The organism is Parashewanella sp. 2304DJ23-3 (assembly GCF_056591695.1).
In genome coordinates, this window is record NZ_JBWQOH010000007.1 from 42,683 (window position 1) to 66,154 (window position 23,472).

The 23,472-nt window shown below is 39.8% G+C and carries 14 protein-coding genes; 6 read left to right on the plus strand and 8 right to left on the minus strand.

What is annotated here, in order from left to right:
* Window positions 1–70: 70 nt before the first annotated feature.
* Window positions 71–1,447 carry an L-serine ammonia-lyase gene (locus tag AC1EU2_RS13395; protein ID WP_480298781.1) on the plus strand — a complete coding sequence of 459 codons (1,377 nt, stop codon included), beginning with the start codon at window positions 71–73 and terminating at the stop codon, window positions 1,445–1,447.
* Between the two features lie 47 nt (window positions 1,448–1,494).
* On the opposite strand, the gene AC1EU2_RS13400 is transcribed toward AC1EU2_RS13395, so the two are convergent.
* Window positions 1,495–2,196 (minus strand): DUF445 domain-containing protein, encoded by a 702-nt coding sequence (locus AC1EU2_RS13400; protein ID WP_480298782.1) that lies wholly within the window; start codon window positions 2,194–2,196, stop codon window positions 1,495–1,497.
* 169 nt (window positions 2,197–2,365) lie between these two features.
* On the opposite strand from AC1EU2_RS13400, the gene panP reads away from it, so the two are divergent.
* Window positions 2,366–4,009 (plus strand): pyridoxal-dependent aspartate 1-decarboxylase PanP, encoded by a 1,644-nt coding sequence (panP, locus tag AC1EU2_RS13405; protein ID WP_480298783.1) that lies wholly within the window; start codon window positions 2,366–2,368, stop codon window positions 4,007–4,009.
* An 18-nt stretch (window positions 4,010–4,027) separates the two neighbouring features.
* On the opposite strand, the gene AC1EU2_RS13410 is transcribed toward panP, so the two are convergent.
* A complete protein-coding gene (locus AC1EU2_RS13410) occupies window positions 4,028–5,260 on the minus strand; it encodes a hypothetical protein (RefSeq protein WP_480298784.1) in 1,233 nt (410 codons plus the stop codon).
* A gap of 374 nt (window positions 5,261–5,634) precedes the next feature.
* Here AC1EU2_RS13410 and AC1EU2_RS13415 point away from each other — a divergent pair, with 374 nt between their 5' ends.
* On the plus strand, window positions 5,635–7,902 hold the full coding sequence (locus AC1EU2_RS13415) for an aminotransferase class V-fold PLP-dependent enzyme (RefSeq protein WP_480298785.1): 2,268 nt from the start codon (window positions 5,635–5,637) through the stop codon (window positions 7,900–7,902).
* 128 nt (window positions 7,903–8,030) lie between these two features.
* On the opposite strand, the gene topA is transcribed toward AC1EU2_RS13415, so the two are convergent.
* The gene (gene topA / locus AC1EU2_RS13420; RefSeq protein WP_480298786.1) at window positions 8,031–10,673 is read right to left on the minus strand and encodes a type I DNA topoisomerase; all 2,643 of its coding nucleotides are present in this window, start codon (window positions 10,671–10,673) and stop codon (window positions 8,031–8,033) included.
* A 331-nt stretch (window positions 10,674–11,004) separates the two neighbouring features.
* Here topA and AC1EU2_RS13425 point away from each other — a divergent pair, with 331 nt between their 5' ends.
* Window positions 11,005–12,120, plus strand: a complete 1,116-nt coding sequence (locus tag AC1EU2_RS13425) for an arginase family protein (RefSeq protein WP_480298787.1) — start codon at window positions 11,005–11,007, stop codon at window positions 12,118–12,120.
* A gap of 74 nt (window positions 12,121–12,194) precedes the next feature.
* Window positions 12,195–13,532 carry an N-succinylarginine dihydrolase gene (astB, locus tag AC1EU2_RS13430; protein WP_480298788.1) on the plus strand — a complete coding sequence of 446 codons (1,338 nt, stop codon included), beginning with the start codon at window positions 12,195–12,197 and terminating at the stop codon, window positions 13,530–13,532.
* A 50-nt stretch (window positions 13,533–13,582) separates the two neighbouring features.
* Here astB and AC1EU2_RS13435 read toward each other — a convergent pair whose 3' ends face one another.
* Entirely contained in the window at window positions 13,583–16,120 is a 2,538-nt protein-coding gene (locus AC1EU2_RS13435; RefSeq protein ID WP_480298789.1) for an Ig-like domain-containing protein, read from the minus strand.
* A 226-nt stretch (window positions 16,121–16,346) separates the two neighbouring features.
* Here AC1EU2_RS13435 and AC1EU2_RS13440 point away from each other — a divergent pair, with 226 nt between their 5' ends.
* Window positions 16,347–17,657 (plus strand): dicarboxylate/amino acid:cation symporter, encoded by a 1,311-nt coding sequence (locus AC1EU2_RS13440; RefSeq protein WP_480298892.1) that lies wholly within the window; start codon window positions 16,347–16,349, stop codon window positions 17,655–17,657.
* A 350-nt stretch (window positions 17,658–18,007) separates the two neighbouring features.
* Here the strand turns inward: AC1EU2_RS13440 and AC1EU2_RS13445 are convergent, their stop codons facing one another.
* The 4 genes from AC1EU2_RS13445 to htpG form a co-directional block, all read right to left on the minus strand.
* Window positions 18,008–19,315 (minus strand): inosine/guanosine kinase, encoded by a 1,308-nt coding sequence (locus AC1EU2_RS13445; RefSeq protein WP_480298790.1) that lies wholly within the window; start codon window positions 19,313–19,315, stop codon window positions 18,008–18,010.
* Window positions 19,316–19,639: 324 nt separating this feature from the next.
* Window positions 19,640–20,284 carry an adenylate kinase gene (gene adk / locus AC1EU2_RS13450; RefSeq protein WP_205000410.1) on the minus strand — a complete coding sequence of 215 codons (645 nt, stop codon included), beginning with the start codon at window positions 20,282–20,284 and terminating at the stop codon, window positions 19,640–19,642.
* Window positions 20,285–20,395: 111 nt separating this feature from the next.
* Entirely contained in the window at window positions 20,396–21,256 is an 861-nt protein-coding gene (locus AC1EU2_RS13455; protein WP_480298791.1) for a tetratricopeptide repeat protein, read from the minus strand.
* 101 nt (window positions 21,257–21,357) lie between these two features.
* Window positions 21,358–23,271: a molecular chaperone HtpG gene (gene htpG / locus AC1EU2_RS13460; RefSeq protein ID WP_480298792.1), complete on the minus strand. Its 1,914-nt coding sequence runs from the start codon at window positions 23,269–23,271 to the stop codon at window positions 21,358–21,360.
* Between the last annotated feature and the right edge of the window lie 201 nt (window positions 23,272–23,472).

Below are 23,472 nucleotides of genomic sequence, written 5' to 3' on the forward strand. Positions count from 1 at the left end.
GTTTTAACTCTAAGCAAGATTATTAGCTTTGTATAAACTAAAATAATAAGGTCACTTAAGGCTTGCAGATATGATTAGTGTTTTCGACATGTTTAAGATTGGCATTGGACCATCGAGCTCCCACACCGTTGGTCCAATGAAAGCAGGTAAACTGTTTATGCAGCATGTAGCTGATAAAGGTTTACTGAATGATATTGACGAACTTCGTTCAGATCTTTTTGGCTCTTTAGGTCAAACAGGTAAAGGCCACGGAACAGGTAAAGCTGTCATTCTTGGTTTAATGGGTGAAGACCCTGAAACCGTTAATACAGATCAAATTGATGACATACTCAAAAAAGTTGCTGATGATGAGAAACTGATTCTTGAAGATGGTCGACCAGTTAATTTCACACGTGAGCACGGTATCACTTATCATCGTACTAAAAGCTTGCCAGCACACGCTAATGCAATGACCTTATACGCATTCATTAATGGCAAGTGCGTCTATGAGCGTACCTATTATTCTGTAGGTGGTGGTTTCATTCTTGATGAAGACGAAATTGATCAGCAAGATGCTTCTCCTGCAGCACAAATACACTCAGCCCCATACGATTTCCACACAGGTCAAGAGCTACTTGATATGTGTAAAGAGAACGGTCTGTCGATTTCATCTTTAATGATGGCAAATGAATTAAGCTTAGCGTCAGAAAAAGAAGTGAAAGATCAGCTTTGGCATATTTGGGATACCATGAAGGTTTGTATTGAACGTGGTTATCACAAAGAAGGACTTCTTCCAGGTGGTCTTAAACTTCGTCGCCGTGCTCCTGCTCTATACCGCCGCTTAAAAGCTGAAGGTAAAACTTGTAACGATCCACTGAGTGCTATTGATTGGGTTGATTTATTTGCACTTTCAGTAAATGAGCAAAATGCAGCAGGCGACCGTGTTGTCACGGCTCCAACAAATGGCGCAGCAGGTATTATTCCTGCCGTTTTATGTTACTACGATACTTTTGTTGAAAAAGTAGATGTTGAAGTTGCCTCAAGGTTCTTATTAACGGCTGCCGCAATTGGTATTTTGTACAAGAAAAATGCTTCAATCTCAGGCGCTGAAGTGGGTTGTCAAGGCGAAGTTGGTGTTGCATGTTCGATGGCAGCAGGTGCATTAACTGAAATTGTAGGCGGAACAATTGAGCAAGTAGAAAATGCGGCTGAAATTGGCATGGAACACAACTTAGGTTTAACATGTGACCCTGTAGGTGGCTTAGTGCAAGTACCTTGTATTGAACGCAATGCAATGGGCGCAATGAAAGCGATTAATGCCTCTCGTATGGCCATGAAAGGTGACAGCAACGGTAAGGTTACGCTTGATAAAGTAATCAAAACCATGATGGACACGGGTATGGATATGCGCAGTAAATATAAAGAAACTGCTCAAGGTGGTTTAGCTGTTAATATCGTTGAGTGTTAATATCATACAAATAGCACCTGCAAATGCAGGTGCTAAAACCTATGCCGCTACTTGATTAAAGCTGCGACTAAACCAATTAAACCACCAAACACACCACCCCAAACAACAAGCCAGCCTAAATGCTTTTGAATCATCGCTTGCACGATTTCTTTAACTAATTTAGGTGTTAGCTCATTCAATCTTTGCTCGACGATCGTCTCAACTTGCTCTCGAATAGTAGAAAAATTGTCCGGCTGCTCAATTTCTTCTAATACTAACTGTTTGAATTGCTCACTCTCGGACACTTCAACTAGTGAACCTTGCAGTTTCTCGATAAAAGGCTCTTTTAACGGTATTAAAGCCTCTGTACCGCCAAACATCGCTAGCATACCTCCAAACGAAGAGTTCTCTACCGTTTTAAGGAGTGCATCAAAAGATGGCGATAAGTCAATTTTCTTCACAATGGGCGCAAAATCTAGTTTCGAAGTAGAAGCATTATTACCAACAAAACGCTCTATGTTCTCTTGAGTGAAAAACTGCTCCATTACGAGGCTTTTTATACCAACCTTAAATTCTTCAAAACGTGCAGGAACAACACCAGAGCCGTACAGACCTGGCACCTTTTCAAACAACATGTAAATCGCTAGCCAGTTAGTGATAGCACCAGAAAGTGCAAATATCCCTACAGACCAAATTAATGGCTGGTGTGTTACGTAACCTACAATTACTGCAATGACAGCAATTAAGTTGGTTAAAAAGCTTTTATTCAAAATTTAATCTCCAAGAATCAATATTGGCGGCATTTTTACAAATTCAGAATAGTAAATCAAAGCACTATTGAATGAAGTTTAGTATTACAGTAAAGTGTCGTCCTTTTGATTTTGCCAGAACTTAACTAAACTGAGTTTTAAGCGGCTATTTATTGGAACCACTTCATCAATGAATTCAGCGAATAAAAGAAAAGCTACAGCGTCTGAAGAAAGCCTAAAGCGAATTTTTACATTTCCCGAAGATGAGCATTCAACACTCAGTATCATTGAGCAAAAACTCTCAGAAGATCTTGCTGGTTTTCTAGGCGATAATATCGTTGCTAAAGAAGTGCCATTAAATGAGATTGAACAACAATTTCAAAATTATCAAATTCCGCATTCACCGACTTTTGTATCTGATTATACTGATGAAATAATGCAAAACTTGGTGGCGCACTCTGTTCATACCGCAGCCCCTACTTTTATTGGGCATATGACGTCAGCGCTTCCCTATTTTGTTTTACCGCTCACTAAACTGATGGCGGGTTTAAATCAAAACCTGGTGAAAATTGAAACCTCTAAAGCTTTCACTCCCCTAGAGCGTCAAGTACTCGGCATGATACATCATCTTGTCTATCAAAAAGATGAAACGTTTTATGATAGCTGGATGCATGATGACCAACATTCCCTAGGAGCATTTTGCTCAGGTGGAACCATAGCCAATATTACGGCCTTATGGACAGCCAGAAACCAGTTATTGAAAGCGAGTGGTAGTTTTCAAGGTGTCAATTATGAAGGTTTGCCAGCGGCACTGAAATTTTATGGATACAGTGACCTCGCTATTTTAACCTCTGAGCGAGGCCATTACTCATTAGCTAAAGCAGCTGACTTGCTAGGCATTGGTCGTAACAATATCATTGCTATTCCAACTGACGAAAACAACAAAGTCGATGTTGAATTGATGAGGAAAAAAGCTGCCGAACTGAACAAAGAGAACATCAAAGTTTTAGCCATTGTTGGTGTGGCTGGTACAACAGAAACAGGTAACATTGATCCACTCAAAGCGCTTTCACAATTGGCACATGAGATAGACTGCCATTTTCATATCGATGCAGCATGGGGAGGTGCAAGCCTTCTATCAAATAAGTATCGGCATTTACTTAGTGGCATCGAATTGGCTGATTCAGTCACCATTGATGCACATAAACAAATGTACGTCCCTATGGGCGCAGGAATGGTGTTGTTTAAGAACCCTAAGTTATCTCAATCGATCATGCATCATGCCGAGTATATTCTACGCAAAGGCTCAAAAGATTTAGGCCAGCAAACTCTTGAAGGTTCCAGACCAGGTATGGCTTTATTAGTACATGCATGTATGAAAATTATAGGTCGCCAAGGTTACGAAATTCTGATTAATAGCAGCCTTGAAAAAGCACGTTTTTTTTCAAGCATAATAAAGCAAAATTCAAATTTCGAGTTAGTTACAGAACCAGAACTTTGCTTACTTACCTATCGCTTCGTACCTCAAAGTGTTCAGTTAGCATTGCAAAAAGCAATTGAACAAAGAGACGTTGAAAAAGTAAACAAAATTAATTCACTTCTTGATAGCTTGACACAATTCATCCAAAAATATCAGCGAGAGCAAGGTAAGTCGTTTGTTTCGAGAACTCGTATCTGCCCTGTCAAATATCGACGAGAATCAATTGTCGTTTTCAGAGTAGTCCTAGCAAACCCTTTGACATCAGATGATATTTTAATAAGTATTCTTGAAGAGCAAGAGCAGATTGCACAACTTGACACTCAATTTTATCCAAACCTAATGAATTTATTATAAACAAACCGTCACAACTATTTAGACTGCTGATGCATCAGATTGAATGAACTTAAAACCTGATACGGTTTTTGTTCTTGTTACTTTTCTATCATCAGCACAAACATAAGCCACTCCTACAGGCCCAAGCGCCCCTGCAACTGCATAGTCTCCAGCGTCATACTTATTGGTCTCATAACTCACCTTTGCATCATGTAAATCACTGCAATTGTTTAAGAACCCCATACTCCTTACACATTCATTCTCACGTTCAACAGTAGTATTCTGATTTGTAGAGAAATTTGTAGGGTGATGTGTGTCGATATATTGTTGATTGCATTTAAATGATATATTTTTTATATATGTTCTCAAACATGAATGAAGAGCGCCATCAACAAATAAACAAACTGCTTTACGTTTTGGGTCACGAGGCTTATCGAGTAAACAAAACTGTGCAGTCGCAACTTTTGTTTTCTCGTTTAAAAAGTCAATTGCTCTCTTGAATAACGTTTCATCGTCAGGCATTTTTATTAGTGCATACAAATACATCTTTGCCTGTTCGCCTTTAATACCGGTAACTGTTTTAAAACGTGTAATTGCATCATCATAAGAATCAAAGTATTTACTTTCAGCTCTATAAACATGGTATTTGTAGATTTGATCTATCTTCAGATCCCTGGCTAGAGGAAAAATATCCTCTTGTTCCATTGTCTTTTGTAGTATATCTGCATAAACCCAGTCTGGCTCTGTACCTGTAAATGTACTTAACCTAATAACGTCATCACTTTTTAAAGATTCCTTAAAATCCATATGATGCGCTTCACTCCGCTTATCATATAATGCAAAATAACCTCCCCCCTGATTTCCTGGTTCTTTTGAATTATTTTCGACTTTCCTAACCTCATAACCGCTATCTTTTATTTGCTCATTAACTTTTTCTAGCGCCAATTCTCTAGCTTGCACTGGTGAACTCACTAGAGTAAGAGAAAAAAAATTATGAAGAGCTGCATGATATAAACAAACTACGTCTCCACACCACACCTTGTTATCCGACCAATTCACCTTTACATAATTTTTTACCTCAAACTTTAATGCTGAATCTTTTGTCTTTTCTTTCAATGAAACTACTAAAAACTCACTACCTTCAGAGCTCTCCACATCAGGTACTGAAGTTTGAGTCATTGACCTTATAACTTTTAAAGGTATTTTTCTTTCGGTGTTCAGAAAAGTGCCTTTATGTTGAATTAAAATTGATCCGGTAACTGAAGAAGCCATATATAGTCACTCACACTAATGTTCGCTTATTGAGCAATATATGGCTTTATTTAGTCTTAATAAAATAATTTTAAGTGCTTAAATCATAATTGAAAGGTCATTTTCTAATAAGGTCAATTAAAAGCTCTGGCTTGCATAAAATGATCAATTTAACGCTCCAAAAACAATCACAAAAGATCAACACGCCCTAATAATTTATACAACTAAAGTTGCTTTTTATATTCTTACTTTCTTTCGATAAAAGCCTTTTAACCTGAACTTTCCCTGAAATCTCGTCTTGTTTTTCATTAAACAAATTGATTATCCGGCTCAAGCCAGATAGCATGTTATAAAAGTTATTACATATAACAAAAAGAAATAAAAAGGTTTTAGTTATGACTAAAAATCAGTCGTTAAGCCAGATTTATCTTGACTCAAATGCCACAACCCCTGTGCTACCAGCCGCAGCGAAAGCTGCATTCGAGGCAATGGAAGAAACATTTGGAAACCCAAGCAGCAGCCATATTACAGGATTGCGAGCTAAGAACTTAATGGAGCAAACCAGGAAGTCAGCTATGCGCTTTCTTGGTGTTGGAAATGGTAAACTCATTTTTACCAGTGGTGCTACAGAGGGAATCCAAACTGCAATTTTATCTTCACTGGTAGCTGCTAAAAAAAATATCAAACCCGGCGAGTCTTACACCTTACTCTACGGGGCTACAGAACATAAAGCAGTACCAAACTCGCTCGAGCATTGGAATGAACTTCTCGAAATAAATGCTGAAATTAAAGCCATTCCTGTTAATCACAGGGGTGAACTCGATCTCAATTTTATCGAAAAAGAAATCGATAACGCTTTGATGATTTGCACTATGGCAGTGAACAATGAAACTGGTGTGTTCCAAGATCTCAACAAACTAGAGCAAGTCATACGTTCAACATCCAATGATGTCTTTTGGATGGTAGACTGCGTTCAAGCTTTAGGTAAGCGTAAACTTGATTTACAAGCTACTACGATTGATTATGCGCCGTTTAGTGGCCATAAACTCTATGCTCCGAAGGGAGTTGGGTTAGTTTATATTCGAGAAAATGCGCCATTTACTCCATTTATTGCCGGTGGAGGTCAAGAGTCCGGGTTACGCTCAGGTACGGAAAACTTGCCAGGAATGGCTGCTCTTAAAGTTATTTTTGATACGCTGAATGGCGATGCTGAAGATAAGTTTGCAGATCATGCTCAACTTACTCTCTACAGAAACCAACTATTAACGGCTTTAAAAGAAGCATTTCCAGATGTCGTGCTCAACCACCCGTTAGACAATACTGTACCTACCACACTGAACTTTGCTGTGCCTCATTTTGCAAGTAAAGAGATTATGGACCTGTTCGATGCAGCGAACATTCGGGTGAGTTCAGGGTCGGCCTGTAGTTCAAAGGTGACAAGAAGCTTTGTTTTGGACGCCATGGGATTACCGAGTTGGCAAAGTGAATCAGCAATAAGAATGTCTTTTGGGCCATTAATGACCCAAGAAAAATGTGATGCGGCATGTGCAAGAATAAAAATGGCCGCTAAAGCACTGGGCGAAAGTTGTCTTATGGTAAAGCCCGCTGAAAACCAGAAATTAGTTAATGGGCTTTTAGAGCTTAAATCAGGTAATAGTTGTTGCTGGCTCTATACAGATGCGCAATCCAAAACAGCTGTAATTATTGATCCACTTCCTGAGCTGATTTCTAGAATCGTCAACATTGTAAATTGCCAAAAGTTAACAATCGCTGCAGTTCTAGATACTCATGGTCATGCCGACCATCAATCATCACGTCCAGAGCTAGAAGCTCAACTGAAAATGACAACTAAGACTGATCATCTAGGCTGGCCTAAGCACTTTGATACAGTTTATGTCGGTAAAGATGCTTACCCAACAATCCGAATAGGGAATAAAGCACTGTTACGAGTTAAAACCCCAGGACATACCGATGACAGTGTAAGCTATTTACTTACTGAAGAAATTGATACCGCTAAACCGCATTTCAAATATGCATTTTGTGGCGATACTATTCTTATGGGTAGTTTAGGTCGCACCAATTTTTGTACAAGCAGCTCGGAGCAGATGTATCACAGCTTACATAAACTCAATGGACTACTGGCCTCGACAACACTGATTTGTGCAAGCCACGATTATCACAACGAATTTACCACAACATTAATGACTGAATGCAACAGAAACGTTCTACTTTCTAACGTTTTAAGCACGCAGTCATCAATTGATGAGTTCTGTGAACAAAAGTCAGAGTTAGACAGCAATTTAAATGATCAAACTGGTTGTGAGATTCAATGTGGTGCATATGTTGAAGTAGACGAATCACTCCCTATCATTGAATATGATAAAAATGAGCTTTCAATATTATTGGAGAAAGATCATGATGCGAAGCTCGTTGATATTAGAGAACCTCATGAATATATGCTCCAACATGGCATTAAGGCTGAGGAAAATGTACCGATGACTCGCTTGGTTGAATTCATTGCACAGCACCTCAGTGATAAAGATAAGCGCTATGTTCTTGTTTGTCGGAGTGGAACCCGTTCTTTAGTTGTTGCACAAGCCTTAGCACGACTAGGCTTTACCAACATAGGTCATGTCCAAGGCGGGTATGCATTAAATAGCTAAATTTATACCTTTCTTGAAGGTTCAGTTTTTGGAACATTTAGGTGTAGAGTAGAAATATCGATCAAAAAATTAAGAATTGAATCAAAAAAACCTCTCAAATGAGAGGTTTTTTATTATGAAAGTATCCGTTACTTTTTCTTCGGCACTTTAGCCTTAGATTCAATATTCCATTTACCGTCCACGAACTTAGCAACAAAACCTGAAGGCTTACCTTCTTTATCACCAACGACGTATTGCTCTTTAGTTTTACGACTAAATTTAACAACGGTCTTATTACCTTGGTCATCTTCTGTTGGAGCATCAGCTAAATAGCTGTACTTGTCCCATAATAATGATTTGTATTTAACTAGCTCTTCAATCAATGGAGCGCGTGTTTCTCTTGAACGAGGGAAGGTACTTGCCGCTAAGAATATACCTGCAGCACCATCACGCAGAACGAAGTGAGCATCAGACTTTGTACATTTCAATTCAGGTAAGAAAATAGGATCTTCTTTCGGTGGCGCTACTTCACCATTCTTCAACAGTTTACGAGTATTCTTACATTCTTCATTGGTACAGCCAAAGTACTTACCAAAACGACCGTTTTTGAGCTCCATATCGGAACCACAGCGATCACATTCAATCAGAGGTCCATCATACCCTTTGATTTTGAATGTACCCTTTTCAACTTCATAACCATCACAGCTTGGGTTTTGACCACAAACATGCAATTTACGAGTTTCATCAATGAGGTAACTGTCCATCGCAGTGCCACAGATTTGACAACGCTTCATCGCTCTCAAAGCATCGGTTTCTGATGTTGCAATATCACTGACAGCTTCATCACCCGGTGTTAAGTTCATTGTAGTTTTACAACGTTCTTTCGGTGGAAGAGCATAGCCTGAACAACCAAGGAATACACCTGTTGACCCAGTACGAATTCCCATATGCCGTTCACAAGTTGGGCATTCGATGTCTGTCTCAACCATATGGTTTGGCTTCATGCCGCCTTCGTCAGGCTCTAATTCCGCTTTTTCAATCTTGCCTGTAAAGCCCTTATAGAAACCGTCTAACACCTTCTTCCAGTCAAGCTCACCATGAGCAACATCATCTAATGTTTGCTCCATATCAGCGGTAAAGTCATAACTCATAAGATCAGGGAAGCTACCAACTAAGCGCTCACTGACAATTTCACCCATTTTCTCAGCATAGAAACGGCGATTTTCGATTTTTACATAGCCACGATCTTGAATAGTAGAAATAATCGTTGCGTAAGTTGATGGACGACCAATACCACGCTTTTCAAGTTCTTTAACTAATGAGGCTTCACTGAAACGTGCAGGCGGTTTAGTAAAGTGCTGGTTAGGTTCTACACCATTTAGATTTAATGTGTCACCAATAGATAACATTGGTAAATCACTTTCTTCATCGTTCTTTTTCTTGATGGCTGGCTGTACTTTTGTCCAACCATCAAATTTAAGCGTTCTTCCTGAAGCTGTTAATAGGTAATCACCTGCTTCAACTTTCAGTTTTGTTGCATCATATTGTGCAGGTGTCATCTGACATGCCACAAATTGACGCCAAATAAGTTCATATAAGCGCTGTGCGTCACGTTCCATTTCATTTAGGAATGCAGCTTCAAGTTTTACGTTTGAAGGTCTAATCGCTTCATGGGCTTCTTGAGCGCCTTGCTTACTCCCGTATCGAATTGGATTCTCAGGTAAATAGGCTGCACCAAACTCAGAACCAATCATCTCACGAACGTTATCCAATGCTTCTTGGCTCAAGTTCGTGGAGTCCGTACGCATATAAGTGATGTGACCCGCTTCATATAAGCGCTGCGCCAACATCATGGTTTTCTTAACACCGAAACCTAAACGTGTACTGGCTGCTTGTTGCAAAGTAGAAGTGATGTAAGGTGCAGACGGTTTACTGCTGGTGCCTCGGACATCACGAGCAACAACTTTAAACCCTGCAGAATTTAAGGCGCTTACAGCAACATTTGCTTCAGCTTCATTCTTAGGTTTAAAGGCGTCACCCTTATACTTAACAACTTCAAGTTTTAATTTGTCACTAGCTGCAGTTTGAAGTTCAGCAAATACATCCCAGTACTCTTCTGGCACAAAAGCTTTAATTTCACCTTCACGCTCAACAACTAAACGCACTGCTACAGATTGAACACGCCCCGCAGATAAGCCACGTGCAACTTTTTTCCAAAGAAGTGGCGATACCATAAAACCAACAACACGGTCTAAAAAGCGACGTGCTTGTTGTGCATTAACCATATTGGTATCGAGTTCTGATGGTTTACTGAAGGCATCTTGAATGGCAGATTTGGTGATCTCATTAAATACAACTCGTTGATAGCGAGATTCATCACCACCAATTATCTGTTGTAAATGCCAAGCAATCGCTTCTCCTTCTCTATCCAAATCGGTTGCGAGATAAACGCAATCAGCGTTTTCTGCTAACTTCTGTAGCTCGTTAACGACTTTCTCTTTACCAGACAATATTTGATATTTTGCTTTCCAACCGTTTTCTGGGTCAACACCCATACGAGCAACCAAGGCTTTCTTTTCTTTTTGCTTTTTATACTTAGCCTTCTCTTCAGCTGACATTTTACGAACTTCTGCCGCTGTTTTTGCTGCTTTATCAGTTGTTTTTGCAGAGGACGATGTTGGTAGATCACGAATGTGACCAACACTGGACTTAACAATAAAGTCTTTTCCAAGATACTTATTAATTGTCTTAGCTTTAGCCGGAGACTCGACAATAACTAGCGATTTTCCCATAGTGTGATTTACGCCAAAATGCAGATGAAGATAAAATTGGCAACATATATAGAGTGTTGTGCCGAGAGTTTCAAGTCATAACCTCCTTTATTTGTGCCGCTAACTCACTTTTTAACCATCTAATAAAAAGTTGTAAAAAATATTTTTGCGATATTAAAACTTAATAGTCATATATTTACCACACATAAAAACATAGTTATGCAATTATTAGCGTAATTTTATGAATGTTTCAAATATTGAACAGTTGTGAAGCAAATTTTCATACGTATACTACTGAGCCATCTTCGAAGTATTCACCTTAAATACGAATAATATTAACAATAGGTATAAAATGACTGATTCTTTGCAATCTTTGATTACTAAACTCGAAAACTGCTTATGCCCAGCAGGCAACGGTGTATTTACTGTAAACACGGCAAAGGAAAGAAAGCAAGCATTACATTTAGCACTTTTTGGTGATGATGATGCAAGTGTTGTTGAAAAAAACTGGAAAACGTCGCTTCTTCAATTACCCACTGATAATAAAAAAGCAGTCGTGATGGGAATTGCATCAGATTGCGGGGGTGGTATCCTACGAGGTGCAAACTGGGGACCATTATTCCTTCGTAATACACTGTTAAATCAACATAATTCTCTTAGTTACTTCGATTTAGGTGATATACGTGTTATCCCACACTTACTTCATGATAAGTACCTTAACGACCCAACAATTAAAAATTGCCGTAAAGCATTATATCAAGATCCTCAGTCATCTTATCCAATCAGTCCTTTAAGCATTACTGAAGATGTATTGCACGATTTCTATGCTGAGTTCCCGAATAAAGGCATCTTTGGAATTGGTGGTGATCACTCAAACAGTTACCCTTTAACAAAGGCATACTTACAAGCGAAAAAGAAGCAAGGTAAACGTGTCGCCATCATTCACTTTGACGCTCATACAGACCTACTTGTTGAACGCTTAGGTATTGATCTGTGCTTTGGTTCTTGGTGTACTCACATTCTTGATGATTTGAATGATAACAGCCACTTAGTTCAAATTGGTATTCGTTCAAGCGGTAAACCGAAATCACATTGGGAAGATACGTTTGGTGTAAGACAACATTGGGCGCACGAAGTGATTGAAAATGGTGCGGCCAAAACAGTTGAAACAATTTTAACTCATTTAAAAAATGAAAAGATTGATGAGCTTTATGTCAGTTTTGACATTGACGCCATTGATTCTGAGTTTGCTTCTGCCACTGGCACACCTGAGCCGGATGGATTAACACCTGAACAAGCAAAAGAAATCATTGCAACACTGTCAGAGTTTTATCCAATAACAGGTGCTGATATGATGGAAATCGCACCGTTTACAGACGCTTCCGGCCGTGGTGCTTCGAGTTCAGAAGAAACATTAAGGGTCGGTGGTGACATTTCAGCAATGTTAATTGAAGCCATTTCTAAATAAACGAACAAAAAGTTAGCATTCATTAAGCTTGATTTGTCTATATTTATATTACTTGTAGACCAATCAAGCTTAAGATGAAATACATTGAAGCAAACTTTGATGGCCTCGTTGGGCCCACTCATAACTATTCCGGTCTTTCTGTTGGGAATGTCGCATCAATCAAAAGTGCGAACCAAGTTTCCAACCCTAAAGCCGCAGCACTTCAAGGATTGAAAAAAGCAAAAGCCCTTGCTGATATGGGGTTAACTCAGGGAATACTTGCCCCCCAGGAGCGTCCTGACATTTACACGCTCAAAAAACTCGGGTTTACAGGCTCTGACAGCCAAGTTCTTGAAAGATCCTTTAAACAAGCTCCAATACTCTTTAACGCATGTTGTAGCTCATCTTGCATGTGGACGGCGAATGCGGCAACAGTATCTCCTAGTCCCGATACTTTCAATCATAAGGTACATTTTACCGCAGCGAACCTTATCGATAAGTTTCACCGCAGCATTGAACATGAGAGCACATCTCAAATTTTGAAGGCAACGTTTCCGTCAGATAAATACTTCACACATCATCAAGCTTTACCCTCTCATACGTATTTTGGTGATGAAGGCGCAGCTAATCACACTCGTCTTTGCCAAAGCTATGGTGATAAGGGGTTAGAGGTATTCACTTTTGGTGAATGTATCCAGGATCGTAACTTACCGAAACCTAAACTCTATCCTGCCAGACAAAAACTTGAAGCTTCAGAGGCTATTACTAGATTACACCAGTTGTCCCCAAATGAGGTTTTCTTTGTTCAACAGAATCCAGATGTAATTGACGAAGGTGTTTTCCATAACGATGTCATAGCTGTAGGGAATCGCAACGTCCTTTTTTATCATGAAAGTGCTTATTTAGATGAAATTAAGATATTTGAACCTATCAACAACCTTCTCAATGGAACACTTGAATTAATTAAAGTTCCTTTGGCAAAAGTCTCAGTTTCAGACGCTGTATCGAGCTACCTATTTAATACTCAATTGGTTGATTCAAACGATGGTGCCATGAGATTGATTGCCCCAATAGAGTGTAAAGAAAACCCACGAGTTTATGATTATCTTTGCGAGCTGATGACTCGTGAAACTTCAATCAAAGAGGTTAACTACTTTGACGTAAAACAAAGCATGAAAAACGGTGGTGGACCAGCGTGTTTGCGTTTACGAGTCGTCTTAAATAATGATGAACTATCCGCAGTAAATCAATCAACATTACTGGATGATGCATTGTTCATAACGTTAACCGAATGGATAAGTAAACATTATCGAGATCGATTAGAAATTAGAGACTGTGTTGATATTGAGCTATTGAATGAGTCAAGAACGGCGCTGGATGAATTAACTCAAATTTTAGATTTAGGATCCATTTATCCTTTTCAGCGTATTTAGGGGCATAAAAAAGCCGCTCATTTGAGCGGCTAGATGTATTCCAACACTAATTAGAAGATATTAACATCAATACTAAAGAGGCCAACAGGTGCTCCATTCGGAGTCTCAATCGAAACACTTAATATACCTGTGTCCGGTTCATCTGCCCCTTTAACCACAGCTGTAATCTCTGTACCTCTGTTTTCATTAGTATCTGGCCACTCCAATGTCGATGCACTTGCCATCGAACCTGCTGAAGTACTAAATCTAATAATTGTTCCTGCAGGCATTGGTTGGTTATGAAGATCCGAAACTGTGAATGTTACAGAGCCAGTACCTTTACCATCAATATCAATGACTGAGTTTCCTGAAATATCATCAGAAATATCTGCTGGGCTAATTGGAGTAACATGTGCATTACTGCCTGACATTATAATGACAAGGCTTCTGCGTAATGGACTCGATTTAGGGTTATTAACACCATCAGCACAAATATTAACTAAATCAGACTTACACAATACACCGTTATACTTCCCATCAGCGGCATCATACGTACCATCCTGTGTCAATGGTAAAGTAGGAAACGGGATTAGTGACTCATTATCTCCACCTGCTCTCTCTATAATGCCAGCAGGGTGATCTTGATGAGGGTTAAACAGTCCATCTTCATTGTGATCAGTGTATGGATCTGCCAAATCATATGGCTCTCCAGAAACATCTTTCCCGCTTAGAAACTTTTGAGCCTCTTCTTCAGTATCCAACCAACCACTTCCATCAGTGTCAGTAAAGGACTCTTCACCTATTGCAGTAGCAGTGATCGTTACCCGCCCACCATAAACACCTTTATGGAAATTTCCGCCAAAATAAGCATCATTATCAGCACTTAAAGCATCGACAGGTACTCTTCCTTCTATGCCTATCACACCATCAGCTAAACTACCGTTTGCATGGAATACTTGCCCTAATGGTTTAGGATTTGAACTTATCCATTCGACAGAACATTCGCCGTTTTCGGTTTGACAGTTTGGACCGATATCACCGCCCTCAGAAGTAAATGAAACCGTAGTGCCATCTGGAGCCGGATTGTTAAATTTATCGGCTAATCTAGCAGTAATAGTGACTCTCGCATCATTCCGGTTCCAACCTTCGACATTCAATGACGATGCAGAAAGAGTAAAGCTGTCTTGATCTGGAATACCAGTTGAAACAGCAAGTTGACTTGACTGCCCTAATACGAGCGGAGACGTGCCCAGTACTGTTGCTGTCACTCGAACTGGTGTAGCAACTGTGCCCGCATTTACGACAGTTTGAACAAAACCTTCAGCGTTTGTTGTTGCCTGCGTAGGGTTTATTGATAATCCCCCTGCGTTGTTATTCAGAGCAAAACTAACATCCTGATTGCTTACAGGATTGCCATTTTGATCTAGAACTCTAAATCTTACTACCGAAGTTTCTTGATTACCTGTTCCTTTAATCGTCAATAGTTCAGGAGTTGCAGAAATAAAAGAAATACTACCTACATTTGCAGGTAAAACATTCAACGAACCTGTTGCAGATAAATTCAACCCACCAGCATTCGCAGTCACATTTATTTGATCATCACCAACACAGCCTTCAGCGAGATAGGTTGTAGTAGCAACGCCGTCAACTGTAGCTACTGGAGAGCTTATTTGTGCTTGTTGAGGGTTACTTGTTGAACACCTTGAAGTGAAAGTAACGTCAATTGGTTGAGTATATGGATTACCACTGTCATCTTGGACCTTCACAGAAATAGTAGCAGTGCCTCCAGCCGATAACTGCTGCACACTCACATCAGCAACACCTTCAACAAAAGGTGTACCGCCTCCCATAACTAGGTTCGTAGCGCCAACCACAACAATTGCAGTACCTGACTCACCTGTTGATGTAGTCGCAGTTACCTCTCCGGCTCCTAGTTCATCATCAGCATAAATGCTTATTCGTGCCATACCTTCTGAATCAGTTACTGCGGCATCAGGGATCAACCTTCCTATTGATGTAGAAAACGTAACGATTGACGGATTATTTCCCCCAGTTACTGTAGCAACAACAGTAGCTGGAGACAATGAGGTAATAGACTCAACAGGCTCTCCTTCGCTATCGACTATTGAAACAGATACTTGGATGCCTGAACCGGCATCACCACCATCACCGACCATTGTCACGACAATATCAGTTGTAACAGAGTCATCACCTTCAAGAGTTGCCGATACCGTAGTTGCACCTGCAATATTACCCGTCGAAAGCTCAATACTCGCAATACCTTCACTGTTCGTTGCAACTTTATTATTTGCAACACTAAAGGCCCCCATATTTTCATCACTTAATGAAAATACAACAACTCGATTTGCTTGGACTTCATTAGAGTTGTTCACAACTTTTGCTGTGAGCGTAGCTGGAGCAGATTTAGAAATAGTTGTAGTTGAGGATTCTAGAGAAATAGCATAAGTGACATCGGTACCACCATTGCCTCCGCCGTTATCACCGCCACTGGAGCCATCATCTTTAATGCCACCATCACCTCCGCCACCACAAGCCCATAATAGTAACGTCGAAAATAAAAGGAATATAACTTTGTAACCTGACTTCATAATGCCAGACTCCCTGTCTTATAATTGTTAATTAGCTAGAGTATTGACTCGTGACATATAGGCTAACACTACATAAATTTAACGCAACTTTTTAAACGTTTTTTTAACCTTAACTTTTGATTAAAAAAAGCTCAAATCAATGGCTATATTTCCAATTACTACCGATTCTTGTTAGCATTCGTTCAATTTCCTGCATACGCCTTAACAAATTTTTAAAATAAGGGGCATTGTTTTGAGTAACTCAAAAAAGCTTGGTCTCACAAGCAAAATCTTTATCGGTATGATTTTAGGCCTATTAATAGGCGGCGCACTACGTCTTGCATTCCCAGAAAGTCAGTTTATCGATGGTTATATTACTAACGGGGTAATGAACGTTGTCGGTTCAGTTTTCATCAATGCATTAAAAATGCTTGTTGTTCCTCTGGTCTTTATCTCTCTCGTTTGTGGTACTTGCTCGTTAAGTGACCCTGCCAGCTTAGGGCGCTTAGGTGGTAAAACGATCATTTTTTACATGGCGACCACCGCCATCGCTATTTCATTAGCCATTTTTGCTGCTGTTGTCATTCATCCAGGAAACGGGAGTATGCATATAGAGCACTTGGAATATGCGGCTAAAACAGCCCCGAGCTTAAGCCAAGTATTCATCGACATGGTGCCAACAAACCCATTAAAAGCAATGGCTGAAGGTAAGATGCTACAAATCATCATCTTTGCTGTTGTATTTGGTTTAGCGATTTCTCATTTAGGTGAACGTGGCAAACGCATTTCAGCGCTGTTTGATGACTTAAATGAAGTCATTATGAAAGTCGTAACTTTAGTAATGCAGCTTGCACCGTACGGTATTTTTGCTCTTATCACCAAGCTTGCATTAACGCTTGATTCTGAAGCTTTTGAGTCAGTTATTTATTACTTCCTCGTTGTACTAGGTGCTCTACTTGTACACGGTTTAATTATCTACCCGATACTGCTCAAGCTATTTACCAACTTAAGCCCTTTTACCTTTTTAGCCAAACTACGCGATGTACAACTGTTTGCCTTTAGCACAGCAAGTTCTAATGCAACTTTACCTGTGACAGTTGAAACAGCTGAACATCGTTTAGGTGTGAGTAACAAAGTTGCTTCTTTTACTCTTCCTCTCGGTGCCACCATTAATATGGACGGTACGGCGATTATGCAAGGTGTTGCGACAGTATTCATCGCTCAAGTATTTGCTATTGATTTAACCTTAACTGACTACTTAACTGTAATCGTTACTGCTACTTTAGCCTCTATTGGTACAGCTGGCGTTCCTGGCGTTGGTTTAGTGATGTTAGCCATGGTACTGAATCAAGTTGGTTTACCTGTTGAAGGTATCGCCTTAATTATTGGTGTAGATAGACTATTAGATATGGTAAGAACGGCCGTCAATGTAACAGGTGACAGTGCAATTACTTTGATTGTTGCCCGTTCTGAAAATGAATTTGACGAAGATAAGTTTAATGACCCTGATGCAGGGAAGCTAAAAGATAACTTAACCGAACAAGTTAACGCTGAATAAATTCTCGTATGTGCCGTAGAGTTCTATCTACGGCACATTTACCGCACTCAGATTAATACCTTGTCACTCTAAATTACAATGCGTATTTTTACTCACTTGGGGCTGCTTATCTTAGTCTTGAACCCACTAGATATTGCTACAGGGAACATGGTCAAGACAAGTTACATGCTCTGAAGTACCCGCTTTAGCCATTTCAAAGCCTCTGCGATGAGAATTAAACTCCTTTTAACCAAACCCTCAATAAAAAGAAAACCTCCCAAATTTGACGTTGAGAGGTCCATTACTTAAGTCTTTAGTTAAAACTTCAATTAATTTGTTAAAAACGAACAACCTTTAACGAATGATGCTCTCTATCTTTCCCAATAAGATTCTTCTAAGCTGTCTTCTCGCTCAGGTAAGCCGCGAGAAAGTCTAGGGCTATGCTGTGCCAATACTTCATATGCAACACGGTTAGCGTATTTACAGATTTGTGAAAACGATGAATAACATAAACCGTCAGAAAGATGCTTGCTTGAACCTGGCACGTTAACTCTGTGGAAACCGTTAGCAGATAAATCATGTAGTAACGCTGATAAAGCACCGTCACCGGCACCATTCGTATTGCGAATTTTTTCAGGGCCACCCATGTACGGCGAAATATGCGCAAACACTTTTATAGGTTCTTTGCAGTCACGCTTGCGTTTTGGACGAGAGAATTCGTAACGATTAAATTCAGGAATCGCACCTGGAAGAAGAGTGTGAGCAGTCTCACGTTTCTCTGAATCTTGGGTGTAACCAGCCGTATATAAACCCAGTGGTCCAGCTGTCGTAAGCACCATATCGCACCACTCTAGTGCGGCTTCACTCGCAAGCAGTGGGTCTGATAACCCGGTCAGCGCTTCACCTTCGTCTTCATTCATCGCTAGAATCGTAATGTGCTCTTCGATAAACGCTTGCCACCATTGCGGATCTTCATCAATTAAAAATCGAGTACCCAAGGTAAGTACAACTGGCACATCCGCTTCTTTCGCATATTCTATCGCTTTAAGCGCTGCATCCGTCATACGGTCTTCTTTACTGGCACGCATTAGGTAAGCGGTAATAACAAGCGCAGAACTGTTCTGAACGACTTCTTTATTTATGTATTCAGGTGTTAACTTGTCCATCGAACCTTTACTGATGGCAAACGTTCTTTCGCCATTATCTGAAATTAAAGTAAAACAACGCCCGATTGGGCCGCTTACTGGTTCTAGATAATTAAGGTCAACTTTCGATGAGGTATTACATAAGTAGCGATAAGCGTAGCTACCTACTTCGATATTCTTACTCATCACACCGAACAGAACAGAACGATCGTCCGCTAGGATTGAGTAGTTATGGACAGTGTTTCCAATTGTGCCACCAGCGAACTCATCGCTGATCATCTTATTGTTTTTCAGCTCTTGATAAAGCTCATGCGCCTGTTCATCGTTGATGAGTGTTGAGTTACCTTTCGGTAAACTATAACGTTCTAATAGTTCATCAGCGACTTTAGCCTCAATATCTACAAGTGTTTGGTCAATGCCACAAACGTAAGTTCTTGTCGGTTGCTTAACTTGATTGGTAAGCTGCTCTAACAGCGGATCTCGGTTTTTTACAGGAAAGTAGTGCTTAGACTTACGTTGACCAGGAAACTTCATAACAGGCTCTCATAATCCAGCTTCCATGCTGGTAAACATTTGGATAGATTCGTGATAACAGAACTCAAAGTTGTTGTTGATAAGCTTTTTATAAATTTTAACGTTCAGGTTTAGTACTAAGTGAGGCGAAACATAGGCATATAGCCATAGCTTTATAACTGCCGTTTTAACCAAGTATAGTGCTAAATATGGACGTCAAAAATATACGATAACTTATGGTCAACTGCTTAGATTCTGAATTGCAGCGGATTCTATCATAATTTTTCAAATTTCAGAGACAAAAAAACCTGCAAAAGCAGGTTTTTTGAGTGTGTTATTTCAGTTTTACTTTAAAACTGTAGCTAACTCTTCGCTCACATCAGAAACTGACTTAGTACCGTTAAACTTGTGGTATTCAGTTTTACCTGCAGCAGCGACCTTACCGTAGTACTCAACTAATGGTTTAGTTTGACTGTGGTAAATATCTAAACGTTTACGAACGGTTGACTCTTCATCATCAGGACGAATAACAAGTTCGTCACCTGTTACGTCATCTTTACCTTCATCTTTCGGTGGATTGTACACCACGTGATAAACACGACCAGAAGAAGGGTGAACACGACGACCGCTCATACGCTTTACGATTTCTTCGTCTGGTACATCAATCTCAATCACATAATCAACATCAATACCATTTTCAGCCATTGCATCGGCTTGTGGAATCGTACGTGGGAACCCGTCTAATAAAAAACCTTTTGCACAATCATCTTGTGTAATACGCTCTTTAACTAGGCCAATGATAAGCTCATCAGAAACTAACTGGCCTGCGTCCATCACTTTTTTCGCTTCTAAGCCTAATGGTGTACCCGCTTTTACTGCTGCACGTAGCATGTCACCAGTTGATATTTGTGGAATACCATATTTTTCCATGATGAACTGAGCTTGAGTGCCTTTGCCGGCACCTGGAGCGCCCAATAAAATAATGCGCATTTCAAGAATCCTCTTCCGCACTGGTTAAAATCGAAAGGCTGGATCTTCGCATATCTGACCTCTTAATAGAAGAGTAGAAGATCCCAAAGCCCAGAAAACTATACACTGAAATCAGTACAATAATGTATACAACTTTCGTCGATACTGGTTTGCGAGGGAGTTGCCCTGACCTATCGCCGTAAGAATTTCCATAAATACTGCTTTCACATTTCCATCGTGTGCTGATAGATCTTTACGTAATACATTAAATAAAAGCTCAAGTGCTTCTTCATTACGTTGAACTTGATGCAAAGCTTTACCCAAATTTACCAGTGCATCAAAATCATCTGGATTTGTGTCTAACTTAATTTGTAATTCACGAATTTCAGGTGTGTCTGCTGCATCTTTCGCTAAATCTAACTTTGCCATCAAGCTTTGATAATAACTGTCCTGATCCGCAAGACCGATCTTTTCCAGAAGCGTTTCTGCTTCAGTATTATTACCTAATAATAAGTTCACATCTGCTAACGCCAATGTCACTTCTGCAACTTGAGAGTCTTGGTACGCTTGCTTCAGCAATTCAAAAGCTTGATTCAATTCATCGGCAGTTCGCTCTTCACTAGCAAGAACTGATTTAGCTTGCTTGAGGGCTAACATCCATTTAGCTGGTAAGTGTTTTTCAAGCACTTCCATGACTTCAGTTCTAGGCTTAACACCCGCAAAGCCATCAATGGGTTGACCTTTACTCAATAATAAAGTGGTAGGTAATGCTTGAATTTGGAAATATTGGGCGATTTCCATTTGTTCATCGCAGTTTACTTTTGCAAGAATAAAGCGGCTTGTGTTTTCAGCAGCAATCGTTTCCATTTCTTGCGCAAAGCCAACACTTTCTGGCTGTTGCTGCGATGAAAACGTCATCACCACAATGTGTTCAGCAGAAGCATCAACGACCTGCTGAATATTTTCTTTTGTTAAATCTAGAATATTTGACATTGGTTCTCTCAATTCGATACCAATTACGTTAAATAAGTGACGACTAATCTAAAGTAATGAGTATAAAAAAGCGGGAAAAATCCCGCTTTTTTATTGCAAACTTATTTTAAATCTTTAACCAGCATCTGGTTCATTAATTTAATAAAGCTTGATGGGTCAGCTAAGCTGCCTTTTTCTGATAACTGTGCTTGTTGCAACAATAAGTGTGCCCAATCAGCAAACGCTTGCTCATCTTGCTCGTTGTCTAAACGTGCCATTAATGGATGCTCAGGGTTGATTTCAAACACAGGCTTACTTTCAGGTACTTTCTGTCCTGCAGCTTCCATCAGTTTGATCATCTGAGTAGACATTTCACCGTCACCTGTGACTACGCAAGCAGGAGTATCAGTTAGGCGAGTCGTTACTTTAACATCACTGACCTTCTCATTGAGCGCTTCTTTAACACGAGTAATAAGATTCTCAGAGTCTTTTGCTAACTTCTCAGCCGCTTCTTTCTCTTCTTTATCTTCTAACTCACCTAAATCTAGGTCGCCACTAGTAACAGAGTGTAGTTTCTTCTCTTTGAACTCGTTTAAATGATTCACTAGCCATTCATCAATGCGCTCATGCATTAAGATTACTTCAATGCCTTTCTTTTTCAGTAACTCTAAATGAGGAGAGTTAGCTGCGGCTTCGTAGCTATCTGCTACGATGTAGTAAATCTTATCCTGACCCTCTTTCATACGCTCAATATAAGCATCTAATGAAGTCGTTGGTGCAGCTGATGCTTCATTGGTTGAAGCAAAACGCAATAAACCAGCGATTCTATCTTTGTTAGCAAAATCTTCAGCAGGCCCTTCTTTTAACACTTGACCAAATTCAGCGTAAAAGCTCTGGTATTTTTCTGCGTCGTTTTTCGCGAGTTTTTCTAACATTCCCAACACACGTTTGGTAATACCACTGCGCATTGACTGAGTCACTTTATTGTCTTGCAAAATTTCACGAGACACGTTTAACGGTAAATCGTTAGAGTCAATCAAGCCTTTAACAAAGCGCAAGTACGAAGGCATGAATGATTCAGCATCATCCATAACAAATACACGCTGAACGAACAGTTTTAATCCTTGTTTACCATCACGGTTAAACATATCCCAAGGTGCTTTTGCAGGAATATACAGTAGGCTTGTGTATTCATGCTTACCTTCAACACGGTTATGTGCTTTTAATAGAGGATCTGCAAAATCGTTCGAAATGTGCTTATAAAATTCATTATATTCTTCATCAGAAATGTCTGACTTATTGCGAGTCCAAAGCGCTGTCGCTTTGTTCATGCCTTTCCAAGCACCTTCAATTGCAGGAACTTTCTCGCCATCAGGACCTTCGCTCTCCTCTTTACCTTCTTCCCACATTTCAACAGGAACAGAGATATGATCCGAGTATTTAGTAATAATTGACTTTAAACGCCAATCATCAGCAAATTCTTTTTCATCGTCACGAAGGTGCAGTACGATTTCAGTACCACGACCATTTTTAGTGATGTCTTCTACTGTAAAGTCACCCTCACCTTCAGAAGTCCACAATACCGCTTCATCAGCATTTTGACCTGCTGCACGGGTTCTTACTTCTACCTTTTTCGCAACGATAAACGCAGAATAAAAACCAACACCGAATTGACCGATAAGTTGAGAATCTTTTGAATCATCACCTGAAAGGTTCTTAAAGAAATCTGCTGTGCCTGACTTCGCAATCGTACCTAGATGTTCAACTACACCGTCTCGAGTCATACCAATACCATTGTCTTCAATAGTAACGGTACCTTTTTCTTTATCTGCACTTACACGAACTCGTAATTCGCCATCACCTTCATACAGTGCGTCGTTGGTGAGTGCTTCATAGCGAAGTTTATCTGCCGCATCAGCAGCGTTAGAAACTAGCTCACGTAGGAAAATTTCTTTGTTGGAATACAAAGAGTGAATCATCAAATGAAGAAGTTGTTTAACTTCGGTTTGGAAACCATGAGTTTCTTGCTGTGACATGGGGATACCCTTTTAAAACTAACTATGCGCAATAGCGCCGTTTCATACTGTTAATTTATAAATGGGGTGAGAAAATGGCTTTTCAAGGATAAAAGTAAAAAACTAGAAAGATTTGCTCAAAAACAAAACAGAGAGTTTATTCCAGTTTTATTTGTCTCGAGTAATTTTCAAGAAATCTATGCTACTAAACCTACTATTCCT